This is a genomic window from Prochlorococcus marinus str. MIT 9313 (assembly GCF_000011485.1).
GTDB lineage: Bacteria > Cyanobacteriota > Cyanobacteriia > PCC-6307 > Cyanobiaceae > Prochlorococcus > Prochlorococcus marinus_D.
Map to the genome: position 1 here is coordinate 50,902 of NC_005071.1, position 26,510 is coordinate 77,411.

Annotated in this window: 23 protein-coding genes and 1 pseudogene; 10 read left to right on the plus strand and 14 right to left on the minus strand. The window is 52.5% G+C overall.

Annotated elements, in window-relative coordinates; all coding sequences use genetic code 11:
- Window positions 1–28: 28 nt before the first annotated feature.
- The 3 genes from AKG35_RS00265 to AKG35_RS00275 all read right to left on the minus strand — a co-directional run bounded on the left by AKG35_RS00265 (window position 29) and on the right by AKG35_RS00275 (window position 2,350).
- The gene (locus AKG35_RS00265) at window positions 29–1,225 is read right to left on the minus strand and encodes an NAD-dependent epimerase/dehydratase family protein (protein ID WP_011129429.1); all 1,197 of its coding nucleotides are present in this window, start codon (window positions 1,223–1,225) and stop codon (window positions 29–31) included.
- A 59-nt stretch (window positions 1,226–1,284) separates the two neighbouring features.
- Window positions 1,285–1,452: a photosystem II assembly protein Psb34 gene (gene psb34, locus AKG35_RS00270; RefSeq protein ID WP_011129430.1), complete on the minus strand. Its 168-nt coding sequence runs from the start codon at window positions 1,450–1,452 to the stop codon at window positions 1,285–1,287.
- A gap of 73 nt (window positions 1,453–1,525) precedes the next feature.
- Window positions 1,526–2,350: a thiazole synthase gene (locus tag AKG35_RS00275; protein WP_041384830.1), complete on the minus strand. Its 825-nt coding sequence runs from the start codon at window positions 2,348–2,350 to the stop codon at window positions 1,526–1,528.
- Window positions 2,351–2,438: 88 nt separating this feature from the next.
- Here AKG35_RS00275 and AKG35_RS00280 point away from each other — a divergent pair, with 88 nt between their 5' ends.
- A complete protein-coding gene (locus AKG35_RS00280) occupies window positions 2,439–2,978 on the plus strand; it encodes a hypothetical protein (protein ID WP_041384229.1) in 540 nt (179 codons plus the stop codon).
- Here AKG35_RS00280 and AKG35_RS00285 read toward each other — a convergent pair.
- From AKG35_RS00285 to rpmI, 3 genes are all read right to left on the minus strand, one after another.
- Window positions 2,946–3,509 (minus strand): tetratricopeptide repeat protein, encoded by a 564-nt coding sequence (locus AKG35_RS00285; protein ID WP_011129433.1) that lies wholly within the window; start codon window positions 3,507–3,509, stop codon window positions 2,946–2,948. The two genes, AKG35_RS00280 and AKG35_RS00285, sit on opposite strands and share 33 nt — an antisense overlap.
- 1,016 nt (window positions 3,510–4,525) lie before the next feature.
- On the minus strand, window positions 4,526–4,873 hold the full coding sequence (rplT, locus tag AKG35_RS00295) for a 50S ribosomal protein L20 (RefSeq protein WP_011129434.1): 348 nt from the start codon (window positions 4,871–4,873) through the stop codon (window positions 4,526–4,528).
- Window positions 4,874–4,944: 71 nt separating this feature from the next.
- On the minus strand, window positions 4,945–5,142 hold the full coding sequence (rpmI, locus tag AKG35_RS00300) for a 50S ribosomal protein L35 (RefSeq protein WP_011129435.1): 198 nt from the start codon (window positions 5,140–5,142) through the stop codon (window positions 4,945–4,947).
- A 63-nt stretch (window positions 5,143–5,205) separates the two neighbouring features.
- On the opposite strand from rpmI, the gene AKG35_RS00305 reads away from it, so the two are divergent.
- Together AKG35_RS00305 and AKG35_RS00310 are read left to right on the plus strand one after the other, a co-directional pair.
- Entirely contained in the window at window positions 5,206–6,816 is a 1,611-nt protein-coding gene (locus AKG35_RS00305; RefSeq protein ID WP_011129436.1) for a SpoIID/LytB domain-containing protein, read from the plus strand.
- 24 nt (window positions 6,817–6,840) lie between these two features.
- Window positions 6,841–8,172, plus strand: a complete 1,332-nt coding sequence (locus AKG35_RS00310) for a glycosyltransferase (protein WP_011129437.1) — start codon at window positions 6,841–6,843, stop codon at window positions 8,170–8,172.
- Between the two features lie 4 nt (window positions 8,173–8,176).
- Here AKG35_RS00310 and AKG35_RS00315 read toward each other — a convergent pair whose 3' ends face one another.
- The 5 genes from AKG35_RS00315 to tig form a co-directional block, all read right to left on the minus strand.
- A complete protein-coding gene (locus AKG35_RS00315; RefSeq protein WP_011129438.1) occupies window positions 8,177–9,997 on the minus strand; it encodes a DNA polymerase III subunit gamma/tau in 1,821 nt (606 codons plus the stop codon).
- A 23-nt stretch (window positions 9,998–10,020) separates the two neighbouring features.
- Complete coding sequence (locus AKG35_RS00320; RefSeq protein WP_011129439.1) at window positions 10,021–10,704, minus strand: lecithin retinol acyltransferase family protein; 684 nt, start codon at window positions 10,702–10,704, stop codon at window positions 10,021–10,023.
- Between the two features lie 4 nt (window positions 10,705–10,708).
- Complete coding sequence (gene clpX, locus AKG35_RS00325) at window positions 10,709–12,067, minus strand: ATP-dependent protease ATP-binding subunit ClpX (protein WP_011129440.1); 1,359 nt, start codon at window positions 12,065–12,067, stop codon at window positions 10,709–10,711.
- A gap of 88 nt (window positions 12,068–12,155) precedes the next feature.
- A complete protein-coding gene (gene clpP, locus AKG35_RS00330) occupies window positions 12,156–12,830 on the minus strand; it encodes an ATP-dependent Clp endopeptidase proteolytic subunit ClpP (RefSeq protein WP_011129441.1) in 675 nt (224 codons plus the stop codon).
- Between the two features lie 46 nt (window positions 12,831–12,876).
- Window positions 12,877–14,316 carry a trigger factor gene (tig, locus tag AKG35_RS00335; protein ID WP_011129442.1) on the minus strand — a complete coding sequence of 480 codons (1,440 nt, stop codon included), beginning with the start codon at window positions 14,314–14,316 and terminating at the stop codon, window positions 12,877–12,879.
- A gap of 173 nt (window positions 14,317–14,489) precedes the next feature.
- Between tig and AKG35_RS00340 the strand changes: the two are divergent.
- From AKG35_RS00340 to AKG35_RS00350, 3 genes and pseudogenes are all read left to right on the plus strand, one after another.
- Window positions 14,490–15,522: pseudogene (locus AKG35_RS00340) on the plus strand (aspartate-semialdehyde dehydrogenase).
- Window positions 15,519–16,427 carry a 4-hydroxy-tetrahydrodipicolinate synthase gene (gene dapA, locus AKG35_RS00345; protein WP_011129444.1) on the plus strand — a complete coding sequence of 303 codons (909 nt, stop codon included), beginning with the start codon at window positions 15,519–15,521 and terminating at the stop codon, window positions 16,425–16,427. The pseudogene AKG35_RS00340 and the gene dapA overlap by 4 nt, the downstream one beginning before the upstream one ends.
- Before the next feature lie 100 nt (window positions 16,428–16,527).
- Entirely contained in the window at window positions 16,528–18,531 is a 2,004-nt protein-coding gene (locus tag AKG35_RS00350; RefSeq protein WP_011129445.1) for a ribonuclease J, read from the plus strand.
- On the opposite strand, the gene AKG35_RS00355 is transcribed toward AKG35_RS00350, so the two are convergent.
- Window positions 18,517–19,443: a hypothetical protein gene (locus tag AKG35_RS00355; protein ID WP_236069604.1), complete on the minus strand. Its 927-nt coding sequence runs from the start codon at window positions 19,441–19,443 to the stop codon at window positions 18,517–18,519. The two genes, AKG35_RS00350 and AKG35_RS00355, sit on opposite strands and share 15 nt — an antisense overlap.
- Window positions 19,444–19,586: 143 nt before the next feature.
- Complete coding sequence (tilS, locus tag AKG35_RS00360; protein WP_011129447.1) at window positions 19,587–20,618, minus strand: tRNA lysidine(34) synthetase TilS; 1,032 nt, start codon at window positions 20,616–20,618, stop codon at window positions 19,587–19,589.
- Between the two features lie 83 nt (window positions 20,619–20,701).
- Between tilS and AKG35_RS00365 the strand changes: the two genes are divergently transcribed.
- The 4 genes from AKG35_RS00365 to AKG35_RS00380 all read left to right on the plus strand — a co-directional run bounded on the left by AKG35_RS00365 (window position 20,702) and on the right by AKG35_RS00380 (window position 24,675).
- Window positions 20,702–21,478: a DUF561 domain-containing protein gene (locus AKG35_RS00365; protein ID WP_011129448.1), complete on the plus strand. Its 777-nt coding sequence runs from the start codon at window positions 20,702–20,704 to the stop codon at window positions 21,476–21,478.
- A gap of 44 nt (window positions 21,479–21,522) precedes the next feature.
- Window positions 21,523–21,942 carry a phage holin family protein gene (locus tag AKG35_RS00370; protein WP_011129449.1) on the plus strand — a complete coding sequence of 140 codons (420 nt, stop codon included), beginning with the start codon at window positions 21,523–21,525 and terminating at the stop codon, window positions 21,940–21,942.
- Between the two features lie 104 nt (window positions 21,943–22,046).
- Complete coding sequence (gene uvrB / locus AKG35_RS00375; RefSeq protein WP_011129450.1) at window positions 22,047–24,086, plus strand: excinuclease ABC subunit UvrB; 2,040 nt, start codon at window positions 22,047–22,049, stop codon at window positions 24,084–24,086.
- A gap of 349 nt (window positions 24,087–24,435) precedes the next feature.
- Window positions 24,436–24,675, plus strand: a complete 240-nt coding sequence (locus AKG35_RS00380) for a hypothetical protein (RefSeq protein ID WP_011129451.1) — start codon at window positions 24,436–24,438, stop codon at window positions 24,673–24,675.
- A gap of 28 nt (window positions 24,676–24,703) precedes the next feature.
- Here AKG35_RS00380 and AKG35_RS00385 read toward each other — a convergent pair whose 3' ends face one another.
- On the minus strand, window positions 24,704–26,491 hold the full coding sequence (locus AKG35_RS00385) for an aspartate kinase (protein WP_011129452.1): 1,788 nt from the start codon (window positions 26,489–26,491) through the stop codon (window positions 24,704–24,706).
- Between the last annotated feature and the right edge of the window lie 19 nt (window positions 26,492–26,510).

A 26,510-nucleotide genomic window follows, 5' to 3' on the forward strand; every position in this document is an offset into this window, starting at 1 on the left:
GGTTCAGCGGGTGGTGTGGGCAGGCTGTTTAGGAGGGGTTCTTGATGGCCTCCGCTTGGGTCGAAGTCCAGGCCGATACACATGGGATACGACTGCGGTCGCAGCGGTCTGCCCAGCGTTTTGCCACATCGACTACTTCAGCAAGTAGGCCATCGTCGAGGGTGGTTGGTTTGAGTCCAAGTTCGATGAAGCAGCGGTTATCCACAATCAGATCATTCTCCACTGCTTCGTTGCGTGGGTTTGGAAGATGGTTTAGTTCGGCGCCGGTTAGGGCAGCTACCTTCTTGGCAAGTTCACCTACTTGGTGGCTCTCGGTCATTTGGTTGAAAATCTTGACTCGTTCGCCTTTAGCCGGTGGGTTTTCAAGAGCCAGTTGTACGCACTTCACAGAATCGCAGATGTGGATGAAGGCACGGGTTTGACCTCCTGTTCCATGGACAGTGAGCGGATAACCGATTGCTGCCTGCATCAGGAAGCGGTTGAGAACTGTGCCGTAGTCACCGTCGTAATCAAAGCGGTTGGTTAGTCGTGGATCCCTAGCGGTTGCTTCAGTGTTGGTACCCCAGACGATGCCTTGGTGAAGGTCGGTGATCCTGATTTGGTCATTCTTGTTGTAGTAGAGGAAAAGCAGTTGATCGAGCGTCTTGGTCATGTGATAGACGCTTCCAGGGCTGGCTGGGTGAAGAATTTCTTCCTCGAAACGGCTGCCATCAGGCTGGGGCACTTCCACTTTGAGGTATCCCTCAGGAATGGTGGCTCCGCGGTGCGAGCCGTAGCCGTACACCCCCATCGTTCCCAGGTGCACGATGTGGATGTCTAGGCCGCTTTCAACGATGGCGGCGAGCAGATTGTGAGTGCCGTTGACGTTGTTATCGACGGTATAGCGCTTGGTGGAGCTGCTCTTCATCGAGTAGGGCGCTGCACGCTGCTCGGCAAAGTGAACCACCGCATCGGGTCGTTCAGTTTTGAGCATTGTCACCAATCGGTCGTACTGATGGGCGATGTCTAGGTGCTCAAAACGAATTGGCTTGCCTCCGATTTCTCGCCAGGCTTTAAGGCGGTCGCCAATGCTGGTGATTGGTGTCAGTGACTCGACTTCAAGATCGATATCGATCTTGCGGCGGCTGAGATTGTCGACGATCAATACGTCGTGACCCCTATCAGCAAGGTTCACTGAACAAGGCCATCCGCAGAAGCCGTCGCCGCCGAGAACGAAAACTTTCAACTCAAACTCCTGCAGGAACGAGCAATTCGCTCAGTCAGGGCAAGCTACTACAAGGTTTTTCAGCTGATGGCGATCCTGACGATGATTAGGGATGTCACAAGCAGGGCTCCACCGATGAGGAGCAGGCGAGTGTTGGCGTTGCTGCTGCCTTTTTCAGCTATCACTTCCATACGGGGTTCTCTTGCAAAGGCGTTGAGTCGACCACCCTCTTCCTCGGTGACTTGCATGTAACACTTACAACTCGGCGGACCCTATGGACAGGATTGCTTGCAGGAACTTTTCCGTTACGTTCCTTCATAATTATTTAGTCTTTGCTTCCGCAATAATCCCTGTTGTCGGTGAGCTTGGCGAGGCTGCGGCGCGTTCGGGTAGGCGACCTGATCTGTAAGCCTGCCTACCGGCCTGAATTGCCCAGCGCATTGCTTCGGCCATGGTGATTGGATCTCCGGCTAAGGCAATTGCGCTGTTAACCAGCACTGCGTCGGCACCCATTTCCAAGGCCTGTGCAGCTTCACTAGGGACACCGATGCCAGCATCCACAACGACTGGCACTCGGGCGTTTTCAATGATTAGGGAGATGTTGGCGGCATTCCTCAGACCTTGACCTGATCCAATCGGTGAGCCCAGTGGCATGACCGTTGCACAGCCCACCTCTTCAAGGCGCTTAGCCAAGAGGGGATCGGCATTGATGTATGGCAAGACCTCGAAGCCTTCTTTTACCAATTGTTCAGCGGCCTCAAGGGTGCCGAAAGGGTCAGGTAGGAGGTAGCGGCTGTCGGGGATGACTTCGAGCTTGACGAACTTGTTGTCCTCCTGGCCTGCCAGTTTGGCGAGTTCGCGGCCGAGTCGGGCTACACGAATGGCTTCCTCTGCAGTTGCACAGCCAGCGGTGTTGGGCAGCATCCATATTTTTGACCAGTCGATGGCTTCTATCAGGCCGGCGTGGCCTGATGCCATTGTCTGTACACGGCGGACTGCAACAGTCACCATTTCGCATCCTGAAGAGCGCAGACTCTCTTGCATCACTTTTAGGCTTGGGTACTTCCCTGTGCCTGCAAAAAGTCGGCTGTGGAAGTTGCGTTTGCCGATTGTGAGTAGGTCAGGTGAGGAGTGCGTCAGAACCATTGGCGCTGTTGAGGTTGTTGGAACGTCATCGCGGAGTGTCCCGGTTGAGCCGATTGGCCTTAGCTTGTGCCCATCATCATGTTTTTCCATGCCCATCCTGCTCGCCATGGATCTCTCGATTGACAGTCAGGTTCCCTTCGAGCTCACTATGCCCTTGGATTCCTCCCAATTGGCTGTGCCGCTGGTCGTGGAGGGTTCTGTTCAGAGATTTGATCCGGTAGCGCGCGCCGTTGATCTAGCTGAGACAATGCCTCGCCAGTGGTGTGGCACTTACAGGTCTTTTGGAGATGGCTCCAATGTTGATGTGAACTTGGATCTGTCCAAGCTCACACCGATTGGTCAGATCATTGATCTGCGTGGAGAGATGCGTCTTGGCAGCGTTACAACTCCTGTGCAGGGAAACTTGAATGCCAAGTCAGATCAGCTGGAGTTGCTACCCCTTTCAGATCAGTTGATTCCTGGAGTGGAGCCAGGTGGTTTTTTTATCGGCCTTCAGGAGTTAACAATGGTGGGTTGGCAGGCACCTCGTCTTACCAATACGGGAGGCATGCTTGACTTAAACAGCTCCTGTTCAGTACAGGCATCAGAACCCTTATCAGAACCCTTGCCCATCCGCGGGCTCTGGTGAGTTTGTTGGTTGTGTTTTTGCCAATCGCTTGAGGTTTTTGCGCGCTGTCTTGTTCTTGGGATCAAGTCTGAGAACCTTTTGATACAGCTCGTAGGCCTCAGCATCTTGCTCAAGGCGCTCTTTAGCAAAGGCAAGGTTGTTGAGTGCTACGGGGTAGTCAGCCTTGGCTTTTAGGGCTGACTGGTAGTGACTAACTGCAGATGAATAATCTGTTTGAGCCGCGAGTGCAAACCCAAGGGCATTTTCGATCAGAGCTTTGGCTTCATCTGGTTCACCAGTCAGTTGCTTCAAGGCTTTGCGAAGGGATGCTATGGCCTGGGGATAGAGCCTTTTACGCAGCTGTACAGATGCCAGTTCATAGAGTTTGGATGCCTCTTTGGAAGAGCCCGCTCCACTTTTTTCAAGTCGGATCAGTGCCCGTTCGTCGCGTTGAGTCTTGAAAACTTGACTGCCCACGATGACAGCCACGATTGCGAGCAAACCGATTAGGCCAATTAGGTAGGTTTGCGTTTCTGGCAGGAAGGCGCTCATGGTTTAGGGGCAGTTCTTAGTGATGAGTTGGCATTTGCAGTCAAATCGAGGAAGTAGTCGAATTGACTTTGAACTTTTAACATCTGCTTTTCTGGTTGAAAAACCATTGTCCCAATGGCTCAAAGAGTTTGCTCTGCAGGTTCATCGATATTGAGTTCAGGCACTTGCGGGAAATTTGCGCTTGGTTAGAGATCAGCACTGAGGGTTTAGAGGCTTCCAACCATCTTTTCAAAGTAGCTTCCACCATTTGATGGTTTGATATCTTCTCAGACGAGAACGAGTCTTTGCTGGACTAGCAGATTAGGTATAGGACGTTTTGCACACATCAGCACGTCAGATTCATTGCTCTCGAGCATGAGAGAGACGTAGCGGAGGGTCTTAGTCTTGCTTGTGTGTTTTGGACCCATCGCTGCAAATCCCTTGGCTTCAGAACATCAGCCGACTTCTAGCTCCTATTGCAGGACCTCCTCTGATCGGCACATTCATGGTTGTTCTCTGCTTTTTTGAGATCAATTGCTGCTGAACGGGCTTGCTCAGTTCAGCAGCAATTGATCACAGTCTTTGTGGCTGCATGTCTGAAGTGTGGGTAGGCCATTGAGATTTTGCCTGAGCTTGTGGGTTGCAGGCCTCAGTGGTTGAAATCAGTCAATTTTTCGGTTCATCGGCTGCGAAGGCAAAGCCGGAGCAAGCCGATCAGCGAAGACCGCGCGCTCTTACATACAGGAGTATTGCCCACATTGGCTTGGAGCCGTCAGCGCAACGGCAAGCCTTGGAGTCAGGTTTAAGGCTTGCTCAGCTATCGAGCCAGAACTGATTTTGATGTCTTGATGATTTTTTAGCTTTGATGGATTGGATGATCCTCAAAAGCAATAGACGGTAGAGAAAAACAAGCCCTATCAAGAGTTCAAGATGCTCTGGTCATTAAACAGAGATGAAAGTTTTTTGGCTAGGCATCCAGAAAGATCTTCAGATTGGAGTTTCTGTTGACTATGTGTATTGATAAGCCAAACAGTGAATCAGCTCTTGGCGGAGGTAACCACGCTCGTGAAACTTTTTGGATCCATGACTGCCAGTTGGGCCAACATTTTCCGATTGATGCGTACGTCGGCTTTTTTAAGACCACCAATTAGGCGGCTGTAGCTGACTCCATTGATCCGAGCGGCTGCATTAATGCGAGCAATCCAGAGACGACGAAAATCACGTTTGCGCCGCCGCCGATCGCGATAGGCATTGCAAAGAGCCTTCATGACCCGCTGATTGGCTGTGCGGAAGAGGCTTCCATTGCTGCCTTGAAAGCCGCGGGCTAGTCGAAGAATTTTGTTGCGGCGTTTGCGGGCAACGTTGCCTCTTTTGACGCGGGCCATGGTTTAAGAAATCAAGAAGGGAATGAAATCAGATCAGAGCTTGTATAAGACCTGTTAGTTGAGCTTGGTGTTTAGGCGTAAGGGAGCATCAGACGCACATTCTCCGCATCACGTTCATCTACAACGGCTTTGGTGGCGAGATGGCGCTTTAATTTCGGGCTTTTGTGGTCCAGTAGGTGATTGCGAAATGCACGACGGCGCATGAATTTGCCAGTGACAGTTGCCTTGAACCGCTTGGCAGCAGCTTTGCGGGTCTTGAGCTTAGGCATCTCTGACGGTCTGCGCACAAACGACAACCATACGATCAAGACCTGCCAGAAGCCAAATTTCGCATGATGGGTGTTTGCCGAGGGGAAGCATTGGCCAAGACTTTTCATCGTTCGCTGATTCGCTCAAAGCAAGTCATAAGTGGCGCCCTGGTCTTGCTTGGTGTGTGCACGGTGGGCTGTGACGCCCAAGAGGTGATTCCACCAGTTGGTTCTGTTGGTATGCCTACTCATCAGGCCGTACAAGCTCCGCCGGTTCCTATGTCAGGTAGGTCTTTGTTGTGGGTGGCTTTGCAGCCTTATTTGGGACAGGGCACGACGTCGAGTCGCTCAGCTCCATCATTACGTTTGATCAGTGCTGGGCATCAGCCCTTATTGCTCAAAGATGCGCGCGGTGATGTGCAGCGGGCTCCAGTTATCACAATCACCTGGCGGTTGGTAGCTCTCGAGGAGCCCCTCCAGTTGTCACGTCAGGTGGCTGGTCCATTCGCCAGTTTCGAGTCGGCGGAGCAGGTTGCATCGCAGTGGCGAGAGCTGGGCGTTGCGGCAGTGGTGGCTCATCCAAGCGAATGGGAAGTGTGGGCGCCGCAAGGGGTACAACCTCTCCCAGGAGTGGACATTCGTCTTTGGCAGGGCATCGTCTCTACAGCTGTGCAGCCTGTGATTCAGGGGGACAGTGGTGATCGCAGCTTGGTGGGTCCGATTCAGATTGATGCTCCGGATGGCCTCAGTTGGAAGGGTGGGGTGTATTTGGGGCCGTTTCAACTGCAGGTTGATGCCTACGGAAGCTGGACTTTGGTGGAACATGTCCCCCTGGAGAGGTATCTGGAAGGAGTGGTGCCCCATGAGATTGGAGCGGGCGCTCCATCAGCAGCATTAGCTGCTCAGACGGTGTTGGCTAGGACCTGGGCGCTTGCCAATAGCCATCGGTTTGCCCTTGATGGATACCATCTGTGCAGTGACACTCAGTGCCAGGTTTACAGCGATCCAAGGCAGGCCAGTTTTGGAGTCCGCCAGGCGATTGTGAGCACTGCTGGCAAGGTGTTGAGCTGGAAGGAGCAACCGATCAATGCTGTGTATCACGCCAGCAATGGTGGTGTGATGGCCGCTGGTTCTGAAGCTTGGTCCATGGAGTCTGTTCCATACCTAAGGGCTCAGTTGGATGGATCCGTTGGATGGGTAGATCGATTCCTTTTGCCACTTACAGAACGAGTTGTCGTGAAGTCATTGCTGGATAATGCCGATGGTGCTTATGGCCTGGGTCATCCCCGTTTTCGTTGGACCCGTACTTTGACGGCTGAACAGTTGAAACAAGCTTTGCGTTTGGTGGCGCCTAGCTTGTCAATGCCCCAGCGATTGACTGTTCTTGAACGGGGTCCAAGTGGTCGGGTCTTGTCTTTGGAGATACGTGATGAAGGCCATCAGCCCCCTGTGGTGCTTCGATTAGACGGTATTCGGCGTCATTTGCGTCAGTTGCCAAGCACTCTCTTCGTGGTTGAGGAAGTTGGTGTCGGAGTTTGGCAACTTTCTGGCGGTGGTTTTGGCCATGGGGCTGGGCTTTCACAAGCCGGAGCAGTTGATCTGGCCCGTCGGGGCTGGACAACTGAACAGATTCTTAGTCATTACTACCCAGGAACGACGTATGGACCTTTGCCTGAGATGAAGGATGCCCCTTAGAGTCACTGGACTTCGGGTCTATGCATGGCCGCCGCCGCTGTCATTGGGGATTATCGACGCGGCAAGACAGCCCTGTTTTTGATTGCTTGCGGTTGGGCTGGTGCCGCACCCCACCTTTGGTTGGAAGCAGGTAGAAGTCTTTTGCCTGCAATTACGCTGGCTTTTGTCTTGGGAGGGTATGGCCTGCGCACGGTTTTGCGCGATCGGCAGCACTCGTCTGCCAATGCCAATGAAATTGGGCTTGAGCCCTCTGCTGAGTATGTCTGGCCCAGCGTTGATGTTTTGGTCGCTGCCAGGGATGAGGAAGCTGTGGTTGATCGGTTGGTGGAACGTCTTGCCGGTCTGAACTATCCCAAGGGCAAGCTGTCTACTTGGATTATTGATGATGGTAGTCAGGACCGAACGCCAGCTCTACTGGATGAGTTGCAGCAGCAGTTTCCTTCTTTAAACGTGATTCATCGTCCTTCTGGAGCAGGCGGCGGAAAGTCTGGAGCTCTTAATGCAGCACTCCAGCAGCTTCAGGGGGAATGGCTTTTGATTCTTGATGCTGATGCCCAGTTGCAGGATGACCTGCTCCAGCGTCTGGTGGTATTTGCCCAACAGGGTGGGTGGTCTGCTGTGCAGTTGCGTAAGGCGGTGATCAACTCTCAGCACAATCTGCTCACCAGGGTTCAGGCGATGGAGATGGCTATGGATGCCTTGATTCAACAAGGACGCTTAGCGGGGGGAGGCGTGGTTGAGCTGCGTGGAAATGGCCAGTTGATTCAACGCTCCACGCTGGAGGCTTGTGGGGGATTCAATGAAAATACGGTCACAGATGATCTTGATCTGAGTTTTCGTTTACTTACAGCTGGAGCTTTGGTCGGGATTGTCTGGAACCCTCCAGTGCAGGAGGAGGCAGTGGAGAGCTTGTCAGCTCTTTGGAGACAACGGCAACGTTGGGCCGAGGGTGGATTGCAGCGATTTTTTGACTACTGGCCAGTCTTGATGTCCAGCAAGTTAACTCTGGCTCAGCGTCGTGATTTGGCTTGTTTTTTCCTCCTTCAATACGCCCTCCCAGTGGTGTCTTTTGCTGATTTGTTCACCACATTGTTGACACGCACTATCCCAACCTATTGGCCCCTTTCGATCGTGGCCTTCAGCATTTCAGGGATGGCTTACTGGCGCGGTTGTAGGAGCATCAGTGATGGGCCTGCTTTGCCATCACCAACCCCGTGGAATCTTGTGGTGGCGATTACTTATTTGTCTCACTGGTTTGTGGTCATCCCTTGGGTCACAGTACGGATGGCACTGTTCCCGAAGAGTTTGGTGTGGGCCAAGACCAGTCATCATGGCCAACAGCCTGTTCAGGTTTGAATGTTTAAAGGTCCACGTCCAGCACTTTGCCGTTGAAGAAGTCAGCTAGCCGCTTTGCTTTGCTGTCGATGGGTTCTAAAGAGGAAGTGGGCTGAGTCGTAGGAGAATCCTCCTCTAGAGGCTTTGGCTGGTCTGTGATGGCGGCGCTGGTTGCAGGATCTGGGGAATAAGCGTCTGTAGATCTGGATTGAACTTGTGGTGGTGGTGATGGTTCAGCAGTGGAAGCGGATGTGTTTGTTGTTGGTGCCGCACCTGTTTTTTGTGGGATGGGAGTTTGTGTGGCACTTCCGCTTTGGCTTTCGAGAACAAGCTGTCTGGAATTTCCCAGGGCTTTTGCAATTGCTTGTTCCAGGAGGGTTGCACGGCTTTGCACCATTCCCATCCAGTTGCCGGCGACTTGAACCACGGCGCGATGGTCATCAAGGCGCACTAGCTGGGCTTGCTGAGAGAGCAACATGCGTGTGGACGGTAACTCCAAACTGCCAAGTATTTGTTGCCATAACTCCTGCAGATTGCTGTTAGGGGTTCTCTGGGCTGGAGCTGGGGATGGATCGGGTTCTGCGTTTGGGGTGATTGCTGAGACTGGATTGTTGGTCGTCGTTGATCCAGAAGGGGGTTGTTGGATTTGTGTTGTCGGGGTCAATGCCTTGGCAGTGATCTCCTGCGCAGTTGGGGTTATTGGTTGAGCTGTCTTTGCTATTGGCACTGCGGTTACAGCTTCACTGGAAGGTGGATCGGCCAGTAGACCCAGCAGAAGCACTTCAAGCCAGAGACGGGGTTGAACGCTGTGACGCAGCTGATTTTCGCTTCCTTTGAGTTGGACCTGCCATTGCAAAAGCTGATGACGACCTATTTGGCTGGCTAGGGGCGGCAATTGATTGCGGAATTGTGGAGAAACACTTGTGAGTTCAGGGCGATCGGGTGCGGCAGTCATGAGCACCAAATCTCGTAACACCGCTGCCAGCCCTTGCAGAAGTGCACCTGGATCACGCCCTCGATTCAGCAGGTTTCGGCAGGTTTCCAATAAGCTGAGTGGATCGGCTTGGGCCAAGGCTTCGGCTAGTTTCAGCAGCTCTTGCTCAGGCACGGCTCCCATCAACTCCCATACAGCTTCTGCTTTGATGGGCCCTGGAAGCAGGCTGAGCTGATCAAGCAGGCTTTCCGCATCTCGAAGTCCTCCCTGGGCTCGCTGGGCTACCACATGCAGGGCTTCGGGCTCAATCGGAATGGCTTCACGAGTGGCGATCATCTCTAGGTGTTGTTCAAGGGCTTCCAGTGGAATCCGTCTGAAATCAAAACGCTGACAACGGCTGAGGATGGTCGGCAGCACTCGCTGTGGATCGGTCGTTGCTAGTACGAACACCACCCGTGGTGGTGGTTCTTCAAGGGTCTTCAGTAGGGCATTGAAGGCGGCGGTTGAGAGCATGTGGCATTCGTCCACCACATAAACCTTCCAGCGGGCTTGTACCGGGGCAAAGCGGGAGCGTTCGATCAGTTCGCGAATGTTGTCTACGCCGGTGTTGGAGGCGGCGTCGATTTCGATCACGTCTAGTGCTGTGCCGGCGGCAATGCTTTTGCAGAGCTCACAGTTTCCGCATGGCTCGGGTGTTGGCTGGTCGCAGTTCAAGCAGTTGAGTGATCGGGCCAGGATGCGAGCACTGGAGGTTTTACCAGTGCCTCGTGGACCGCTGAATAGATAGGCCGGTGCGATCCGGCTGCTGCGCAAGGCATGACTGAGGGTCGCGGCGATCGCGTCCTGCCCTACCAGGGCATCGAAGCGCTGTGGCCGATATTTGTGATGCAGCGGCTGGTAGGCCTGGCTCATGCGCTGCTGGCGGGATGTTGAGGTTACTCAGGCTTGGCTTTTGGTTCGTCGAGCAATGCAGTGATGCGGGCTTCTAGATCTTCTATTGCTGCTAGTTCATCGGCAAGGGTCTGACCTTTTAACAGCAAAGAACGGCTGCGGGAGTTGCGGTGATCGATCAAGTTGTTGTTGTCTGGTTCACCATGAAGCCATCCCTCTGCTTGCTCCAGTGTTGCTTCAAGCTTGTTGAGTAAGTTCACGCGCAGACTTTTCAGTTGAGCTACTGCTTGCCTTGCACGTTCCCGCGAGGTTTCATCCACCAATCCTCGCCGAAGGAGTAGTGATAATCCTGTCAGTAGGGCAGCAGGGATGATTTGCCCCAGTGCCAGGGCTCCTAGGCTGCTGGTTTGCATCCAGTCCTCGACTTGGCTGCTTCGATGTCGCCCGGTTTTGCACCAGTTAGCAAAGTGCTCACAATTATTGAAAAGTAGGTTGTAGCGCTGCTCACCAATGCGCCTCATCGCTCGTCTCAGGGTCACTCCTGAGGGAGAGGCCTCGGTGTGATTCACCACGTTCACAGGTGCACCGCGCGAGAAGTCTTCAAGGGAGCTGCGCAGGATTGACCGACCTTCTAGATAGTGGGCCACGCTGCCATCTCCAAGATCAATTCCGTGATGCAAAAAAAGTCCGTGCTGGCGGGGCACCTTTAGGTGGTCAGCCGTCGCCACTGGATCAGGCTGATTCCTGATGCGATCGCTCGTCGTTGGCTGGTAGAGGCAGCACCTTGCCGCCGGTATGTTCATCAACCATCGTGCGGGTCACGGTGAATTTCTTCACGTTCTTCTTGGAGGGAAGGTCGTACATCAAATCCAGCATTAACTCTTCGATGATGCCTCGTAGTGCTCGGGCCCCGGTCTTGCGCCGATGTGCTTCCTGGGCGATAGCTTCTACGGCATCTGATTCAAACTCAAGCTGCACGTTGTCCATGCTCAGCAGGGTGCTGAATTGCTTGACCAGTGCATCACGAGGTTCCGTGAGTATCGATTCGAGTGCTTGTGAATCAAGTGGTTCAAGCACTGCACTCACGGGAATGCGGCCAATGAATTCAGGGATCAAGCCATAACGCACGAGGTCGTCGGCTTCAAGGTGGTGCAGCACCTGTGAGGCCTGTAGATCACGATTGGCCCGGCTGCGCCCTCGACCATCGCTGGGCATAAAACCGATGGCATTACGGCCTAGTCGCTTTTGCACCACATCTTCGAGGCCAATGAAGGCACCACCGCAGATGAAGAGGATCTGGCTGGTGTCGATTTGGATGCAGTCTTGATAGGGGTGTTTACGCCCTCCTTGCGGTGGCACGTTGGCGACTGTGCCTTCGAGCATCTTTAGCAGGGCTTGCTGTACTCCTTCACCGGATACGTCGCGGGTAATGGAGGGGTTTTCACTTTTTCGGGCGATCTTATCGATCTCATCGACGTAAATGATGCCCCGCTGGGCATGCTCCACGTCCATGTCGGCCTTTTGCAATAGCCGCAGCAAAATGTTTTCGACATCCTCGCCCACGTAGCCGGCTTCGGTCAGTGTGGTTGCATCAGCAACGGCGAAGGGCACGTCCAGGAGTTCGGCCAGGGTCTGGGCTAATAGGGTTTTGCCACAGCCTGTTGGACCGATGAGCAGGATGTTTGACTTGTGGAGCCTGGTTGCAGAGAGATCGGTTTCGCCTTGGCCGTCACCTTGCCAAGCCAGGCGTTTGTAGTGGTTATAGACGGCGACTGAAAGGACTTTTTTGGCAGCTTCTTGCCCCACCACTTGCTTATCTAGGAAGCTTTTGATCTGCTGAGGTTTGGGTATGGTGGCGAGTGTGGGTGCTGGCTTTCCACTTTTATGGGAAGCAGTTGCAGACTTGCGATTTGACTCGCTGCTATGACGTGGGTTGCCTTGGCTATCGACAAGTTCTTCATCCAGGATCTCGGTGCAAAGATCGATGCATTCGTCGCAGATGTAGACACCTGGCCCAGCAATCAATTTGCGTACTTGGTCCTGAGACTTGCCGCAGAAAGAGCACTTTAGATGGGCGTCGAATTTGGCCATCGGGCTGTGATCACTTCAAACGGGCAGACAGGATCTGACGAATGTTGGCCAGCCTGAACGCTCAGGATCGTGTCAGATCAGGGTTGCGTCACCCTTCCTTAACGATTCCACCGCCTGTGAGGCTATCCACAACCCGATCGATCAGTCCGTATTCAACCGCTTTTGCTGGAGAAAGGAAGTGGTCGCGGTCAGTGTCTTCAGCGATTTTGTTGAGGGGTTGGCCAGTGTGCTCGGCGAGAAGGCCGTTGAGGGTTTCTTTTAAGAAGAGGATCTCTTTAGCCTGGATTTCGATGTCTACTGCTTGGCCCTGGGCACCACCCAGGGGCTGATGAATCATGATCCGTGCATTGGGTAGTGCCAGTCGCTTGCCTTTGGTACCTCCGCAGAGAAGGAAAGCCCCCATGCTGGCAGCAAGGCCATAACAGATGGTCACGACGTCTGGAGCGACCTGCTGCATGGTGTCATAGATAGCCAAACCAGCGGTCACTGAACCACCTGGGGAGTTGATATAGATCTGGATGTCCTTTTCGGGATCTTCGGCTTCAAGGAAGAGCATCTGAGCAACGAGGGCATCTGCTACTTGATCGTCGACACCAGTGCCAAGAAAAATGATTCGCTCACGTAGCAAGCGCGAGTAAATGTCGAATGCCCGTTCCCCACGGCCCGACTGTTCCACCACTGTGGGCAGGATCCCTGGTGATGAGACAGGACGAATGCCTTGCCAGCGATTGTGGATGGGGTGGTAGCAGTAGGAATCGATCACTCGCTTGGGCTTTAGGGGAGCACTTCTATCAATCTATTGGTGCCATTCAGGACTTGCTTTTGTCCGAGGCAGGTTTTTCAGTGTTGGCTTTGTTGGTCTTGGTTTTTGTGGATTTAGTTTTGCTGCCTTTGGATTTTGCAGCGGGCTTACTGGTTTTTGCCTCGCTTTCAAGTACCTTTTCGGTAATGGTGCTGTTGTCTTCGAGCCAGTCCAGCAATTTGTCTTTGAGTAAGTCGTCGCTAACAGCTTGACGCAACCTTGCCGGGTCAATATCGCGTTCGCCAGAAAGCTCGCGGCTTACTTCCTTGACCTTGGCGCTGATTTCACTCTCTTCTATTTTGAGATCTTCGCTTTCAGCTAGTGCAGTGAGGGCAAAACTGCGTCTTAGCCGCTCTTCGGCTTCTGGGCGTGATGATTCCATCAAGGAACGCACAAGCTCTGGGGTGAACATGGATTTCACGTCCATTCCCTGTTGAGCGAATTGGCTGGCAGTTTGTTCAACAAGGTTGCGTATCTCTTGCTGCACAAGGGTGTTTGGTAGATCTACTTCCAGCTGCTCAGTCAATGCTTCCAGCAGTGCGTCGTGACGATTGCTGCGATCACGACGCTTTGCGTCTTCCTGAAGACGTTGTTCTAGATCGTTGCGAAGTTCCTCAAGAGTTGCTTTGTCACTGGACTGCTGGGCGAAGGCATCGTCAAGATCAGGTAACTCGCGGGTTTTGAGCTCTTTGAGGTTGATTACAAAGCTGGCTTTACGGCCGCGAGCATCTTCTTTCGAGTAATCGTCTGGGAAGTGGCAATCAACAGTTTTCTCATCGCCCAAGTTCATACCGATAATCCCTTCCACGAAGCCGGGGATCATTTGTCCATCTTCAAGATCGACATCCATGGAGTCACTACTTCCGCCTTCGATTGCGCTGCCGTCGTCGTCGTAGGTGCCGCTGAAACTAACCACAGCGATATCGCCGATTGCTGCTGGGCGACTTTCGACGGGTACAAGGGTGGCTAGTTGTTTGCGGGATTGTTCGATCAATTCATCGACCTTGCTGGGATCGAAAGTCACCACTTCTGCTTCGGCTTGTAGCCCTTTGGTGGCCTTAAGTTTTGGGGTTGGGGTGACGTCTGTCTCAAGGGTGAGGGTCAGTGCCTCGCTGGGCTGAAAGCTTTCAAGAAGAGCGTCAAAGCCGCCACTGAGTTCGGGTTCGCAAAGTGGCTCGATTGATTCTTGTTCGAGGACTTCACGCCAGACAGCATCAACGAGCGATTCCAAGGCTGTTGCACGGATTCTTACCGGGCCGATCTGTTGCAGCAGAACGGCACGCGGAACTTTCCCTTTGCGGAAGCCTGGAAGATTGGTGGTGCGGCTTAAGCGGGTGACAGCGGCCTCATAGTTGGCCTGGCAGCGCTCTGCTGGTACCGCTACTTCGACAGCAAGCCGACTATTGGGTTTCTGCGTGGTTTTGACCTGTAGTGCTGTGGCACTCATGGACGGACGACTGCGAGCAGAAGACCACCCTAAGAAAGCGCCAGTTCATCTCTCAACACGTATTGTGGTCTCAACGTCTTGCATGATTGAGGCTGTAGGGCTTTATCCCAGCTGGGTTCAATTTTTTATTGAGATCGAACCCCTGAACTCAGTCAATACCCTGATCTCACCGCTTGCTTCCCATATCGTTTTTCCCCGATCGTCCCCTCACAGTTGCTGTGCTTGGTGCCAGTGGCGCAGTGGGTCAGGAGCTGCTGCAGCTGCTGCAGGAACGCTCGTTTCCCATTTGTGAGTTGCGCTTATTGGCATCTGCACGTTCTGCGGGCCATGTTGAACCTTGGAATGGCTCCAGCCTCGTCGTTCAGGAGGTGAGCGAAGCTGCTTTTGAGGGGGTTGATTTGGTGCTCGCCTCAGCTGGTGGATCCGTATCGCGTCAGTGGCGGCAGGTGATCAACTCAGCCGGTGCGCTGATGATTGACAACTCCAGTGCATTCAGGATGGATGCCGACGTGCCCCTCGTGGTGCCAGAGGTCAATCCTGAGGCGGTTGCAGAGCATCAGGGGGTGATTGCAAATCCGAATTGCACCACGATTTTGTTAACTCTGGTGCTGGCCCCTTTGGCTGCAAGACGTGCTTTGCGTCGCGTTGTTGTCAGCACCTATCAGTCGGCGAGTGGTGCAGGTGCACGCGCTATGGAGGAGCTCAAGCAGCTCACTCAGGTTGTTTTAGCGGGCGAAACGCCTTGTAGTGAAGTGCTTCCTCATTCCCTTGCCTTCAACTTGTTCCTGCACAACTCTCCATTGATGGCCAATAGCTATTGCGAGGAGGAAATGAAGATGGTCAATGAAACGCGCAAAATTATGGGCCTTCCTGATTTGCGCTTTACCGCAACTTGTGTTCGGGTGCCTGTACTTCGAGCCCATTCGGAGGCTGTGAATATTGAGTTTGACGAGCCTTTTCCAGTGGAAGAAGCTCGCCAATTGCTGAAGGTGGCAGCGGGGCTCGAGTTAATCGAAGATTTTGAGCAGAATCGCTTTCCCATGCCTACCGATGTCACTGATCGCGATCCGGTTGCGGTGGCGTCGCATTCGGCAGGACATCAGTGATCCCAATGCTCTCGAGCTTTGGCTATGCGGGGATCAGATTCGTAAAGGTGCCGCTCTAAATGCGATCCAAATTGCAGAATTGTTGTTGTCGTCATCATGAGCTCTGCTGCTGAGTTGTCTCCAACTCCTTTTGGCCGTTTGCTGACGGCCATGGTCACACCTTTTGACGCTGATGGATGCGTTGATCTGGCTTTGGCTGGTCGTCTTGCTCGCTATCTCGTGGATGAGGGATCTGATGGGCTGGTTGTCTGCGGCACAACTGGGGAATCGCCCACTCTGAGCTGGCAGGAGCAGCATCAATTGCTTGGGGTGGTCCGTCAGGCAGTGGGGCCAGGCGTGAAGGTTCTTGCCGGTACTGGTAGCAATAGCACCGCTGAGGCGATAGAGGCCACCACTCAGGCAGCTGCGGTGGGTGCTGATGGGGCATTGGTGGTTGTTCCTTATTACAACAAGCCTCCGCAGGAAGGTCTTGAAGCCCATTTCAGGGCTATTGCCCAGGCTGCCCCTGAGTTGCCGCTGATGCTTTACAACATTCCTGGGCGGACTGGCTGTTCGCTTGCTCCAGCAACAGTTGCAAGGTTGATGGAATGTCCGAATGTGGTGAGTTTCAAAGCCGCCAGTGGCACCACGGATGAAGTGACGCAGTTGAGGTTGCAGTGTGGTTCAAAATTGGCTGTTTACAGCGGCGACGATGGCTTGCTTTTGCCCATGTTGTCGGTGGGGGCTGTTGGGGTGGTGAGTGTCGCAAGTCACCTTGTAGGTCGTCGGCTGAAGGCGATGATTGAGGCCTATCTCAATGGTCAGGGTGCTCTTGCCCTCAGTTATCACGAGCAGTTGCAACCTTTGTTCAAGGCTCTATTTGTTACCACCAATCCGATTCCTGTTAAAGCAGCCCTCGAGCTCAGCGGTTGGCCGGTCGGATCCCCCCGCCTCCCTTTGCTTCCTCTTGATCCCGTGATGCGAGATGCTCTTTCAAACACCTTGACTGCCTTGTGTCAGACCTGACGCCACGGCTGTTTCTCACATTGATTGCTTGACGCTTTAGCTTTTCGCCATGAGCGCTCGCTTCATTTCAGGCCCCAAATAGTTTTCGTACGCTTTTGTCATGACGTCTAGTTCCACCATTTCCAGATCCACCTCTTCTAGAGACGGTAAAGCCAAAGAGCCCTGCTTACGAGTGATTCCCCTTGGTGGGCTCCATGAGATTGGCAAGAACACCTGCGTGTTCGAGTACGGCGACGACATCATGATGGTGGATGCTGGCCTGGCATTTCCCAGTGATGGAATGCATGGCGTCAATGTGGTGATGCCAGACACCAGTTATCTACGCGAGAACCAAAAGCGCATCCGCGGCATGATCGTGACCCATGGTCATGAAGATCATATTGGTGGGATTCCTCATCACCTCAAGCACTTCAATATTCCAGTGATCTATGGCCCGCGTCTGGCCATGTCAATGCTCCAGGGAAAGATGGAAGAGGCTGGTGTTACAGACCGCACCACGATCCAGACCGTGAGTCCACGGGATGTAGTCAAGGTTGGACAACACTTTTCGGTGGAATTTATCCGCAATACCCACTCGATGGCAGATAGCTTTTCGCTTGCCATCACCACTCCTGTTGGCTCGGTGATCTTCACAGGAGACTTCAAGTTTGACCATACTCCTGTGGATGGTGAAAATTTTGATATGGCTCGCCTTGCACATCACGGCGAGCAAGGTGTTTTGTGTTTGTTCAGTGATTCAACCAATGCTGAGGTGCCTGGCTTCTGTCCACCTGAGCGATCGGTATTTCCTGCTTTAGATCGCCATATTTCTCAAGCTGATGGCCGAGTGATTATCACAACTTTTGCGAGCTCTATTCACCGCGTTTCAATGATTTTGGAGCTGGCTTTAAAGAATGGACGAAAAGTTGGTTTGCTTGGGCGATCGATGCTCAATGTGATCGCTAAGGCGCGTGAACTTGGCTATATGCGTGCTCCTGATGATCTGTTCGTACCGATCAAACAGATTCGTGATATGCCTGATCGTGAGACTCTGTTGTTGATGACAGGGAGTCAGGGCGAGCCGTTGGCTGCTTTAAGTCGCATCTCACGCGGTGAGCATCAACATGTGCAGGTCAAGAACTCTGACACGATTATCTTTTCGGCGAGTCCGATTCCGGGTAATACGATCTCAGTTGTTAATACCATCGACCGCTTGATGATGCTTGGAGCCAAGGTGGTCTATGGCAAGGGAGAGGGTATCCATGTTTCTGGGCATGGCTTCCAGGAGGATCACAAGTTGATGCTGGCTTTAACAAAGCCAAAGTTTTTTGTGCCTGTACATGGTGAGCATCGCATGCTTATTTGCCACAGTAAGACTGCGCAGTCGATGGGCGTAGCAAGCGAAAATATTTTGATTCTTGATAATGGTGATGTTGTTCAACTTTCAGCTGATTCGATTAGTAAAGGAGACTCAGTAAAAGCAGGAATTGAACTTCTTGATGCTTCTCGCAATGGCATTGTTGATGCTCGTGTTTTGAAAGAGCGCCAGCAACTTGCTGAAGATGGTGTTGTCACTGTGTTGGCTGCAATCAGTACCGATGGAGTGATGGTTGCACCGCCAAGAGTGAACTTGCGAGGTGTTGTGACCGCTGCTGACCCCCGCAAGATGTCGATTTGGACTGAACGGGAAATAAGCTGGGTGTTGGAAAACCGCTGGAAGCAGTTTTCTCGTCAAACAGATGGCAAAACTCCTGAAGTCGATTGGATGGGTTTGCAGCGAGAAGTGGAAGTGGGTTTGGGTCGTCGAATGCGTCGTGAGTTGCAAGTTGAGCCCTTGCTTCTGTGCCTAGTTCAGCCTGCACCAGGCGGAACACCTGCTTATAAAGGTATGGCTGATGCTGAACCTGAAGATCGATCAGTGACCCGCAATCGTGGTGATCGTGATCTGGCTAGTAACGGACGCCGAACTCCAGCTGCGGCTCCTGTCAAGGTTGCGGCAGCTGTGTCAGCAACGTCGACTACGAAGAAGGTTGCAGATCAAGCCAATGTCAAGACTCAATCTGAACCTGAGTCAGCAGAGGTGCCTTCCGGTCGTACACGCCGTCGCCGCTCAGCGGCGGCTTAAGACCATCCAGAAGTTTTTGAGGCGAGTTGTCAGCGTTGCTGATGTTCGCTTCTTTGACTGCAATTGACTGGTCTCTTGCTTGGCAAGGTCAGCGTAAGAGGGCATGGTCACGCGCAACAATGAATCATTTAGGAGGTCATTGTTCGTTGCTTGTGAGATGGCCTCTGGGGGGATTATTGCTTGCTTGAAAGTGTCCTGTTTAGGCTTTTTGATTGGGTTTACTTCTGATTTCGCTGTTGGCCTTATTTCGGTTTCTGTATTGAGATCTGATTTAATTTCTAGGGCTTTCGCTGTTGCCGATGGTTCTTGTTTCGCATGAACCTTTTGTTGAAGATCAGTATTTTGTGCGTAGTTTTTTTGCTTAGATATCTGTTCAGGCTTCATGCTATCTGCAATGAATGTTGATTCCATTTTGGCTGTAGATTTAGAATGATCTGCTTCTGTCGCTAAAGCTTGGGCGGCTGGAAATAGGAAGGGATCACGAATCAGATCAGCCAGAGACTCTGACGTTTCATTGCTCAATGTCCTTGTCTCTTGTTGATTAGCCTGTTGATCTGATTGAGGATGTTTAGCTTTGTTGGCCTCGTTAATATTTGGGGTCTTTGTAGATAGGAAGGGATCATTAATCAGGCTTTGCCGTGGTTCTGTGACTTCAGCTTTTAGAGCTATTGGCTTGTGTTTTGTGGATTGTTTAGGGGTCGGGCTTTGAGGATGTTCTTCTCTATCTCCAGTCTCTCGTTGCAATTCGCCTTGGCATCGTTCTAAGCCTTGTTCGGCGAGTTCTTTCAAAGTCTCTTGTGGTTGGCTATCTAGAACCAGGTTGTAGTGGTGTTGGGCTTGCTGGACATCGTTTATTCCGTAGAGCTGGACGTGGCCCATTAGCAGAGCAACAAAGGCCTGCCAGGCCAGCATTGCTTCTTGCTCAGGTCCTTTCTGCTGCAGCTCTAGTTGGCCTAGCAGGCCTTCACAGATTGATTGAGCTGCTTCGTAATTTCCTGCCCCATAGGCCTTCTCGGCGGCCAGGTACTGCTGTTGGAAGTCACCGTCCACCGGAGTCAGTCGTGATGTTCTAGTTGTACCGAGTTTCGCTGCCATTGGACTTTCCAGCCCTGCGCGAGGTGTAGAGATCCAGGTGGTTTGCCGGGGGCAATGCTTTGGCTGATCTGTTCAAGTTGGACTGCTGGCAGACTTGGTGCTCCTGATCGCTTGAGCCAATAGGCCAACAGAGTTGTTCTTGCTGTGATCGGTAGTTGGGCAAGGTCCTTACGACAAAGGCCGTTTTGCTTGCTGAGGTTGTTTAGAGCCAGCATGGCGATCGCTTGCTGGTCCGCATGGTGATGGTTGAGCCTTTCGGCGAGAGCGGCCATGCGCAAGCTGCAGCCAGGATGGAGAGATTCCAGTACTGGGAGTACTTCTTGGCGGACTCGGTTGCGGCTGAAGTCTGGATTGGAATTGGCAGGATCAAGCCAAATAGGTAAGCCCAGCTCGCTGCAAATCAAGGCGGTGTCCTCACGCGAGAACCCCAGCAAAGGGCGTATGAGCTGCACGTTTTTGTGAGGATGGTCTTTGCTGATGGGCCTGCATTGGCGCATGCTGCTCAGTCCCGCGAGGTCGGTACCTCGGGCAAGGTTGAGCAGCAAGGTTTCAGCTCGATCAGAACTGGTGTGGCCTGTGAGCACATACCGGCATGGATGGTTGGGGTTGTTGGATGACAAACGTTCTGCGTGAAGTGTCAGTTGTTCATATCGCCAATGTCGCGCTGTGGCTTCGTTGTTGGTTTGTCCAGGTTTGGCTTGATCAGAGCAGAAGCTCAAGTTGTGTGATTCACACCAATTTTTGAGTTCAGTTGCGATCGTTGCTGATTGTTTATGCCAGTTGTGGTCGCCATGCCATACCTCTAAAGACCAGCCATGTTTGCGTTGCAGATCGATCAATAGACCAAGCAGGGCCATTGAATCTTGACCGCCGGACACGGCGATCAAGAGTGAGGCTTTTGCTGGCAGTAGATCTGGATTTGCTAGCAGTTTGTGATGGAGACGCGCGTGCCAGGCGCTCCAGGGCAGTTGCGTTGAGCTGGATGAGGCCATGGCGCAGTGGTCATTCAGCTGAGGCCAGTTTGCCGTGCAGGAGCCTGGCAAATGGGAGTATGGAGCTATAGATCGTTGATGAAATGACCCGTCTCGCTCAGTTGCCAACACACTTGCGTCAGCGTCTCGAGCAGCGCTCGGCCCTCAAGGTGATCGCTGGTTTGATGAATTTTGAGGCCCTCTCGGTGGCGCAGGTCGCGCGGGCTGCTGGCCACGGTGGCGCTGATCTGATTGATGTGGCTTGTGATCCAGAGCTAGTGCAACTGGCGATCAGGGAATCCGCTGGAGTTCCGGTTTGTGTGTCAGCGGTGGATCCTGAGCTGTTCCCTGCAGCGGTTGCAGCTGGTGCTGCCATGGTGGAAATTGGAAATTTCGATACTTTTTATCCTCAGGGCCGGATCTTTGGTGCCGCCGAAGTCTTGGAGCTGACTCGTTTAACCAGGGTGTTGTTGCCTGGGGTGGTGTTGAGTGTGACCGTGCCCCATGTGTTGCCGATGGATCAGCAGGAGCAACTGGCAGTGGATCTGGTTGCTGCCGGTGCTGATCTGATTCAGACGGAGGGCGGCACGAGCGCTAAACCATTTAGTGCTGGAAGTCTTGGCTTGATTGAGAAAGCTGCTCCCACTTTGGCTGCTGCACACAGCATTTCTACCGCACTGAAGGCTGCTGATCGGGTAGTTCCTGTGCTTTGTGCTTCTGGTTTATCGGCAGTGACGGTGCCCATGGCTATTGCTGCTGGTGCTGCTGGTGTCGGTGTTGGATCGGCGGTGAATCGTCTCAATGATGAGCTGGCGATGGTTGCTGTTGTGCGGGGCTTGCGTGAAGCTCTCAGTGCGCCCAAATTTGCATTAATTCACTAGCTTTAATTAATGTCTAGTCAGCTACTTTGAGTAGTCTTCTTTAAATGTTTGGATCGCTCGGCTGGTTGCTGCAATGGCCCATTCGGGCCCTCATTTTGTTATTGGTTGCTGCGTTGCCCCTTGGCATTGAGATGGCCAATTTCAGCACAGCTTTATGGTCGGCGGTGATGATTGGCCTATTGGGTACGTTGTTGATCGTGCCTCTCAAGTTGCTGTTGGGTCCATTCTGGGCAATTACGTCCTTGGGGGGGCTGATCTGGCCAGTGTCGTTTTTGTTCAACTGGTTGATCACGGTCCTTTTATTTGCTCTGGCAGCCTGGCTGATTAATGGTTTTCGGCTCAAGAACGGTTTGCTTAGTGCCATCTGCGGCGCTGTCTTTTACAGCGTTGTGAGCACGATCGTGTTGCGATCTCTCGGCATCGCTGATGTTGAGTTCACGAGAGCTGCTTTGCTTTCAGCCTGAGAGTTCAAGGCATTGTTTAGCAGGTCATCAGCGTTGGAGAAAGTCTGGGATAGCCCGTTCATGGCATCTGCTCATAAGCTAAGCGGCTGCCCGTTACGGCCCTAATGCCGAAGTATCACCTCAAGGCGCCCTATAGCCCGAAGGGGGATCAGCCCACTGCGATTGCTCGGTTGGTGGAGGGGGTCAATCAGGGCCAGCGTTATCAGACGCTTTTAGGAGCTACCGGTACGGGTAAGACATTCACGATTGCCAATTTGATTGCTCAGACTGGCCGACCGGCTCTTGTCTTGGCTCATAACAAGACGCTTGCTGCCCAACTTTGCAATGAGTTTAGGGAGTTCTTTCCTGATAATTCTGTTGAATATTTTATTTCTTACTATGATTATTATCAACCCGAGGCTTACGTGCCTGTTAGTGATACGTATATAGCCAAGACATCTTCAATTAATGAAGAAATTGATATGCTGCGTCATTCAGCAACGCGCTCGTTATTTGAGCGAAATGATGTCATTGTAGTAGCTTCAATCAGCTGCATTTATGGCCTAGGAATACCAAGTGAATATCTAAAAGCTGCTGTCAAGTTTAAAGTTGGTGAAACACTCAATATCCGCAGTGCATTACGGGAGTTGGTTGAGAACCAATATAGCCGTAATGATATTGACATTACGCGGGGTCGCTTTCGCGTGAGAGGGGATGTTTTGGAGATTGGCCCTGCTTATGAAGATCGGCTAGTACGGATTGAGCTTTTTGGTGATGAGGTAGAGGCAATCCGTTATCTGGACCCAACAACAGGTGAGATTTTGCAAAGCTTGGAAGCCATTAATATTTATCCGGCCAAGCATTTTGTGACTCCCAAAGAGCGACTCAATGTTGCAGTTCAAGCGATTCGTGATGAGCTGCGTGGGCGTTTGCAGTTTCTCAATGAACAAGGCAAGCTTTTGGAAGCGCAGCGTTTGGAGCAACGCACTACCTACGACTTGGAGATGTTACGGGAGGTTGGTTATTGTAATGGTGTTGAAAACTATGCCCGCCATCTGGCTGGTCGTTCTGCGGGAACGCCTCCTGAATGTTTGATTGACTATTTCCCTGAGGATTGGTTACTGGTTGTGGATGAAAGTCATGTAACCTGTTCTCAGCTTAAGGCGATGTACAACGGCGATCAAGCTCGTAAGAAAGTTTTGATTGAGCATGGTTTTCGATTGCCTAGTGCTGCTGATAATCGCCCTCTCAAGAGTGAGGAATTCTGGAGTAAGGCGAGGCAAACTGTATTTGTTAGTGCGACGCCAGGTGATTGGGAGCTTAAGCAGAGTGATGGTCATTTGGCTGAACAGGTGATTCGGCCCACAGGGGTTCTTGATCCCTTGGTGGAAGTGCGACCGACTCAAGGCCAGGTCGATGACTTGTTGGCAGAAATCCGTATCAGAGCAGAGAAGCAGGAGAGAGTGTTAATCACCACCCTGACCAAACGTATGGCGGAAGACCTTACAGATTATCTAGCGGAGAATGATGTGCGCGTTCGTTATTTACACTCGGAGATCCATTCCATCGAGCGGATTGAGATTATTCAGGATTTGAGATTAGGTGAATATGATGTTCTTGTTGGTGTCAATCTTCTCCGAGAAGGTTTGGATCTTCCGGAGGTGTCATTAGTGGTCATTCTTGATGCTGATAAGGAAGGTTTCTTGCGAGCGGAGCGGTCGTTGATTCAGACCATTGGTCGTGCGGCAAGGCATGTGGATGGGATGGCACTTCTTTATGCAGATAACTTGACAGATTCGATGTCAAGAGCGATTAGTGAAACAGAGCGAAGACGCGAGATTCAAAAGGCTTACAACGAACTGAATGGCATCGTGCCAAGGCCAGCGGGTAAGAGAGCGAGTAATTCGATTCTCTCGTTTCTCGAGTTATCAAGGCGCTTACAGACAGATGGTAAAGATGCTGACTTGGTTCAGATTACTGGGCGGGCTGTTGATGCGCTTGATTCAGATCAGGATGCTGGCTTAGCCCTTGATGCTTTACCTGAGTTGATTGATCAGCTCGAAACAAAGATGAAAGAAGCTGCCAAGAATCTTAATTTTGAGGAAGCAGCAAGCCTGCGCGATCGCATCAAGAAGTTCAGGCAGAAGCTGATTCGCAATACTTGATCATTCGCCATTGTTCATGCGATCCAATTATGTAGAAAGTACCTTTTGTTTGCAGTCCATTTGATACTTGTAGTTGTCGGAAGTTTGATCCTTGTGCATTCGCCTCAATGGCACGGTTTTTTCAACCAAGACAACGACTTGAGGAGTCTTTAGCGAGTTTTTCTGGAGCCGAAATAAGCTCGAAATAACTTTGTGCTCGGTAGCCTATTGAGTTCGTGCATGAGTTCATTGAGGCAGGGCCGCGAATTGGTGTAAGGGTGCTTAGCGGTGCATCTGATTAGCTCGCAAGCATTCCAGCCATAGGGCTTTAAATGGCTCATTGGGCACGATTAGATTGCGGTGAAGGTTGATGTCTTCAGAGGTGCCCTGCCTCTTGATTAGTAATGAATTCATCCATTTGCTTCAGCCTCTGCAGGGTGATCTAAAGGGTGTTGACCCACTGGGATGGCTCGTCTCTGCTGAGGCTGTTAGTGGTTTTGGTTTATTGCAGGCAGCTGAGGCGTATACCCATCAGAACAAGACTGGAAGGTTGGCGCAACGTTTATTTGGAGCTGAATCAAGCCATCAAAACTGTCTGTCTTTCTGCTGAATGATTGCCTAGCTGAACTTCTCAGCCATTACGAGTTGCTTTGCACTGGATGATCAGCTTCTTCACCCAGCCCAAAGCCTTTATGCACTGATTGCAGCGCCTTGACCCCATCGGGTTCAGCCACCACGCAACTTGTGCGGATTTCACTGGTGGCGATCATGGCGATATTGATCTTTGCATCTGCGAGAGCTCGGAACATCCGCCCTGCTGTACCTGCGGTGGCGGGCATGCCTGCACCCACTGCGCTCACCCGGGCGATTGCAGGACCGTCTTCCAGATTGGCTCCTGGCCATTGCGCAAGTAGGGGGGCAAGAGTCTTATTGGCTTGCTCTCGCTCATCGCGCTTGAGGGTGAAGCTGATATCCCGGCTTCCATCGTCATGTTGTCGCTCCGATTGCACAATCGCATCGAGGCTGATTCCTGCCTCTGCCATCGCTGAACAAAGAGCTGCTGCTGTCCCAGGCCGATTCGGCACCCCTCGCACACTTAGCTGGGCCTGACCTTGATCGAGTGCTACCCCTCGAACTTCTGGTTCACCTTTGCCGTTGCCCAAAGGATTGATGCGTACTTGGCTGTCGCTGAGTTCAAAGGCTGTGCTGACTGCACGCAGGGCTTTGCTTCCCAGCGTTGCATCGATGACGCAGCTGACTTTCACCTCACTGGTGGCGATCAGCCGTAGGTTGATTCCTGCCCGTGAGATCGTGTCGAAAAGGCTTGCGGCGATACCGGGGCGTCCCATGATTCCTGCTCCGCTGATGCTTAGTTTGCTCATTCCGGCTTCAGCTGAGAGTTGGCCACCGACGCTTTTAAGCAGCCCTTCGCAAAGTGAGTGGGCTTTCGCTAAGTCGGCTTCGGCCACTGTGAAGGCAATGTCATTGCTGTTGCCTTCATGGGTTGATTGGATGATTAGGTCCACATTCACGCCATCGCTAGAGAGGTTTTCAAAAAGTGTGGCTGCGACACCCGGTTGATCTGGCACGTGAGAGAGGGCGATCACCGCTTGACCTTCGGCAAGTTCAACGCCATCCACAGGCCGACCAAGCTCTAGACCTTCTCGACCGATGGGGCGCTTTGATTTGCTTGTGAGCTTGGTTCCGGCTTCGTTGCTCCAGCTAGAACGCACGACCAGGGCGACTCCAAAGTTGCGGGCGATCTCGACTGCACGGGGGTGCAACACGGAGGCGCCCAGACTGGCCAGCTCAAGCATCTCGTCGCAACTCACTTCTTGCATCAGTTGGGCATCGCTGACCTGACGTGGATCACTTGTGAGCACTCCTGGTACATCGGTGTAGATCTCGCAGGCATCTGCTCCTAGGGCGGCTGCTATGGCAACTGCAGATGTATCTGAACCACCGCGGCCGAGGGTGGTGATCTCTGCGGTGCCAACGCTGCTCAGGCTTGTGCCCTGGAAGCCTGCTACGACTACCACCTTGCCAGTGCTCAACAGGGATTGCAGGCGCTCAGTGCGGACGTCTAGGATTCGAGCGCGGCCATAGGCAGACTCTGTCACGATGCCCACTTGGGCTCCAGTCATCGAAATGGCTGGTATACCCAGTTCATGCAGTGCCATTGAAAGCAAGGAGATCGAAACCTGTTCTCCGGTGGCTAGCAGCATGTCCATTTCCCGTTGAGGGGGATTGCTGCTGATCACTTTCGCTAGGGCTGTGAGCTCATCAGTGGTTTGGCCCATAGCGGATACCACAATCACTAGGTCGTGGCCGAGATCTTTGCTGGTCGCAATCCGCTCAGCGACGGCTTGGATGCGCTCGACGTTGCCGACGGATGATCCGCCGAATTTTTGCACCAGCAACGCCATCCATGCCTTTGACACACGT

What these genes read in the sequence shown, in the direction of transcription:
- tilS (WP_011129447.1), bottom strand. Translation starts at nt 20,618, where the DNA reads ATGGCCTCATCCAGCTCAACGCAACTGCCCTGGAGCGCCTGGCACGCG.
- rpmI (WP_011129435.1), bottom strand. Translation starts at nt 5,142, where the DNA reads ATGCCTAAGCTCAAGACCCGCAAAGCTGCTGCCAAGCGGTTCAAGGCA.
- clpX (WP_011129440.1), bottom strand. Translation starts at nt 12,067, where the DNA reads ATGGCCAAATTCGACGCCCATCTAAAGTGCTCTTTCTGCGGCAAGTCT.
- AKG35_RS00315 (WP_011129438.1), bottom strand. Translation starts at nt 9,997, where the DNA reads ATGAGCCAGGCCTACCAGCCGCTGCATCACAAATATCGGCCACAGCGC.
- tig (WP_011129442.1), bottom strand. Translation starts at nt 14,316, where the DNA reads ATGAGTGCCACAGCACTACAGGTCAAAACCACGCAGAAACCCAATAGT.
- dapA (WP_011129444.1), top strand. Translation starts at nt 15,519, where the DNA reads ATGAGCTCTGCTGCTGAGTTGTCTCCAACTCCTTTTGGCCGTTTGCTG.
- AKG35_RS00385 (WP_011129452.1), bottom strand. Translation starts at nt 26,491, where the DNA reads ATGGCGTTGCTGGTGCAAAAATTCGGCGGATCATCCGTCGGCAACGTC.
- AKG35_RS00275 (WP_041384830.1), bottom strand. Translation starts at nt 2,350, where the DNA reads ATGGTTCTGACGCACTCCTCACCTGACCTACTCACAATCGGCAAACGC.
- rplT (WP_011129434.1), bottom strand. Translation starts at nt 4,873, where the DNA reads ATGGCCCGCGTCAAAAGAGGCAACGTTGCCCGCAAACGCCGCAACAAA.
- AKG35_RS00350 (WP_011129445.1), top strand. Translation starts at nt 16,528, where the DNA reads ATGACGTCTAGTTCCACCATTTCCAGATCCACCTCTTCTAGAGACGGT.
- AKG35_RS00355 (WP_236069604.1), bottom strand. Translation starts at nt 19,443, where the DNA reads ATGCTGGCCTGGCAGGCCTTTGTTGCTCTGCTAATGGGCCACGTCCAG.
- uvrB (WP_011129450.1), top strand. Translation starts at nt 22,047, where the DNA reads ATGCCGAAGTATCACCTCAAGGCGCCCTATAGCCCGAAGGGGGATCAG.
- AKG35_RS00365 (WP_011129448.1), top strand. Translation starts at nt 20,702, where the DNA reads ATGACCCGTCTCGCTCAGTTGCCAACACACTTGCGTCAGCGTCTCGAG.
- AKG35_RS00380 (WP_011129451.1), top strand. Translation starts at nt 24,436, where the DNA reads ATGTCTTCAGAGGTGCCCTGCCTCTTGATTAGTAATGAATTCATCCAT.
- AKG35_RS00310 (WP_011129437.1), top strand. Translation starts at nt 6,841, where the DNA reads ATGGCCGCCGCCGCTGTCATTGGGGATTATCGACGCGGCAAGACAGCC.
- AKG35_RS00305 (WP_011129436.1), top strand. Translation starts at nt 5,206, where the DNA reads ATGATGGGTGTTTGCCGAGGGGAAGCATTGGCCAAGACTTTTCATCGT.
- AKG35_RS00370 (WP_011129449.1), top strand. Translation starts at nt 21,523, where the DNA reads ATGTTTGGATCGCTCGGCTGGTTGCTGCAATGGCCCATTCGGGCCCTC.
- AKG35_RS00285 (WP_011129433.1), bottom strand. Translation starts at nt 3,509, where the DNA reads ATGAGCGCCTTCCTGCCAGAAACGCAAACCTACCTAATTGGCCTAATC.
- psb34 (WP_011129430.1), bottom strand. Translation starts at nt 1,452, where the DNA reads ATGCAAGTCACCGAGGAAGAGGGTGGTCGACTCAACGCCTTTGCAAGA.
- AKG35_RS00280 (WP_041384229.1), top strand. Translation starts at nt 2,439, where the DNA reads ATGCCCATCCTGCTCGCCATGGATCTCTCGATTGACAGTCAGGTTCCC.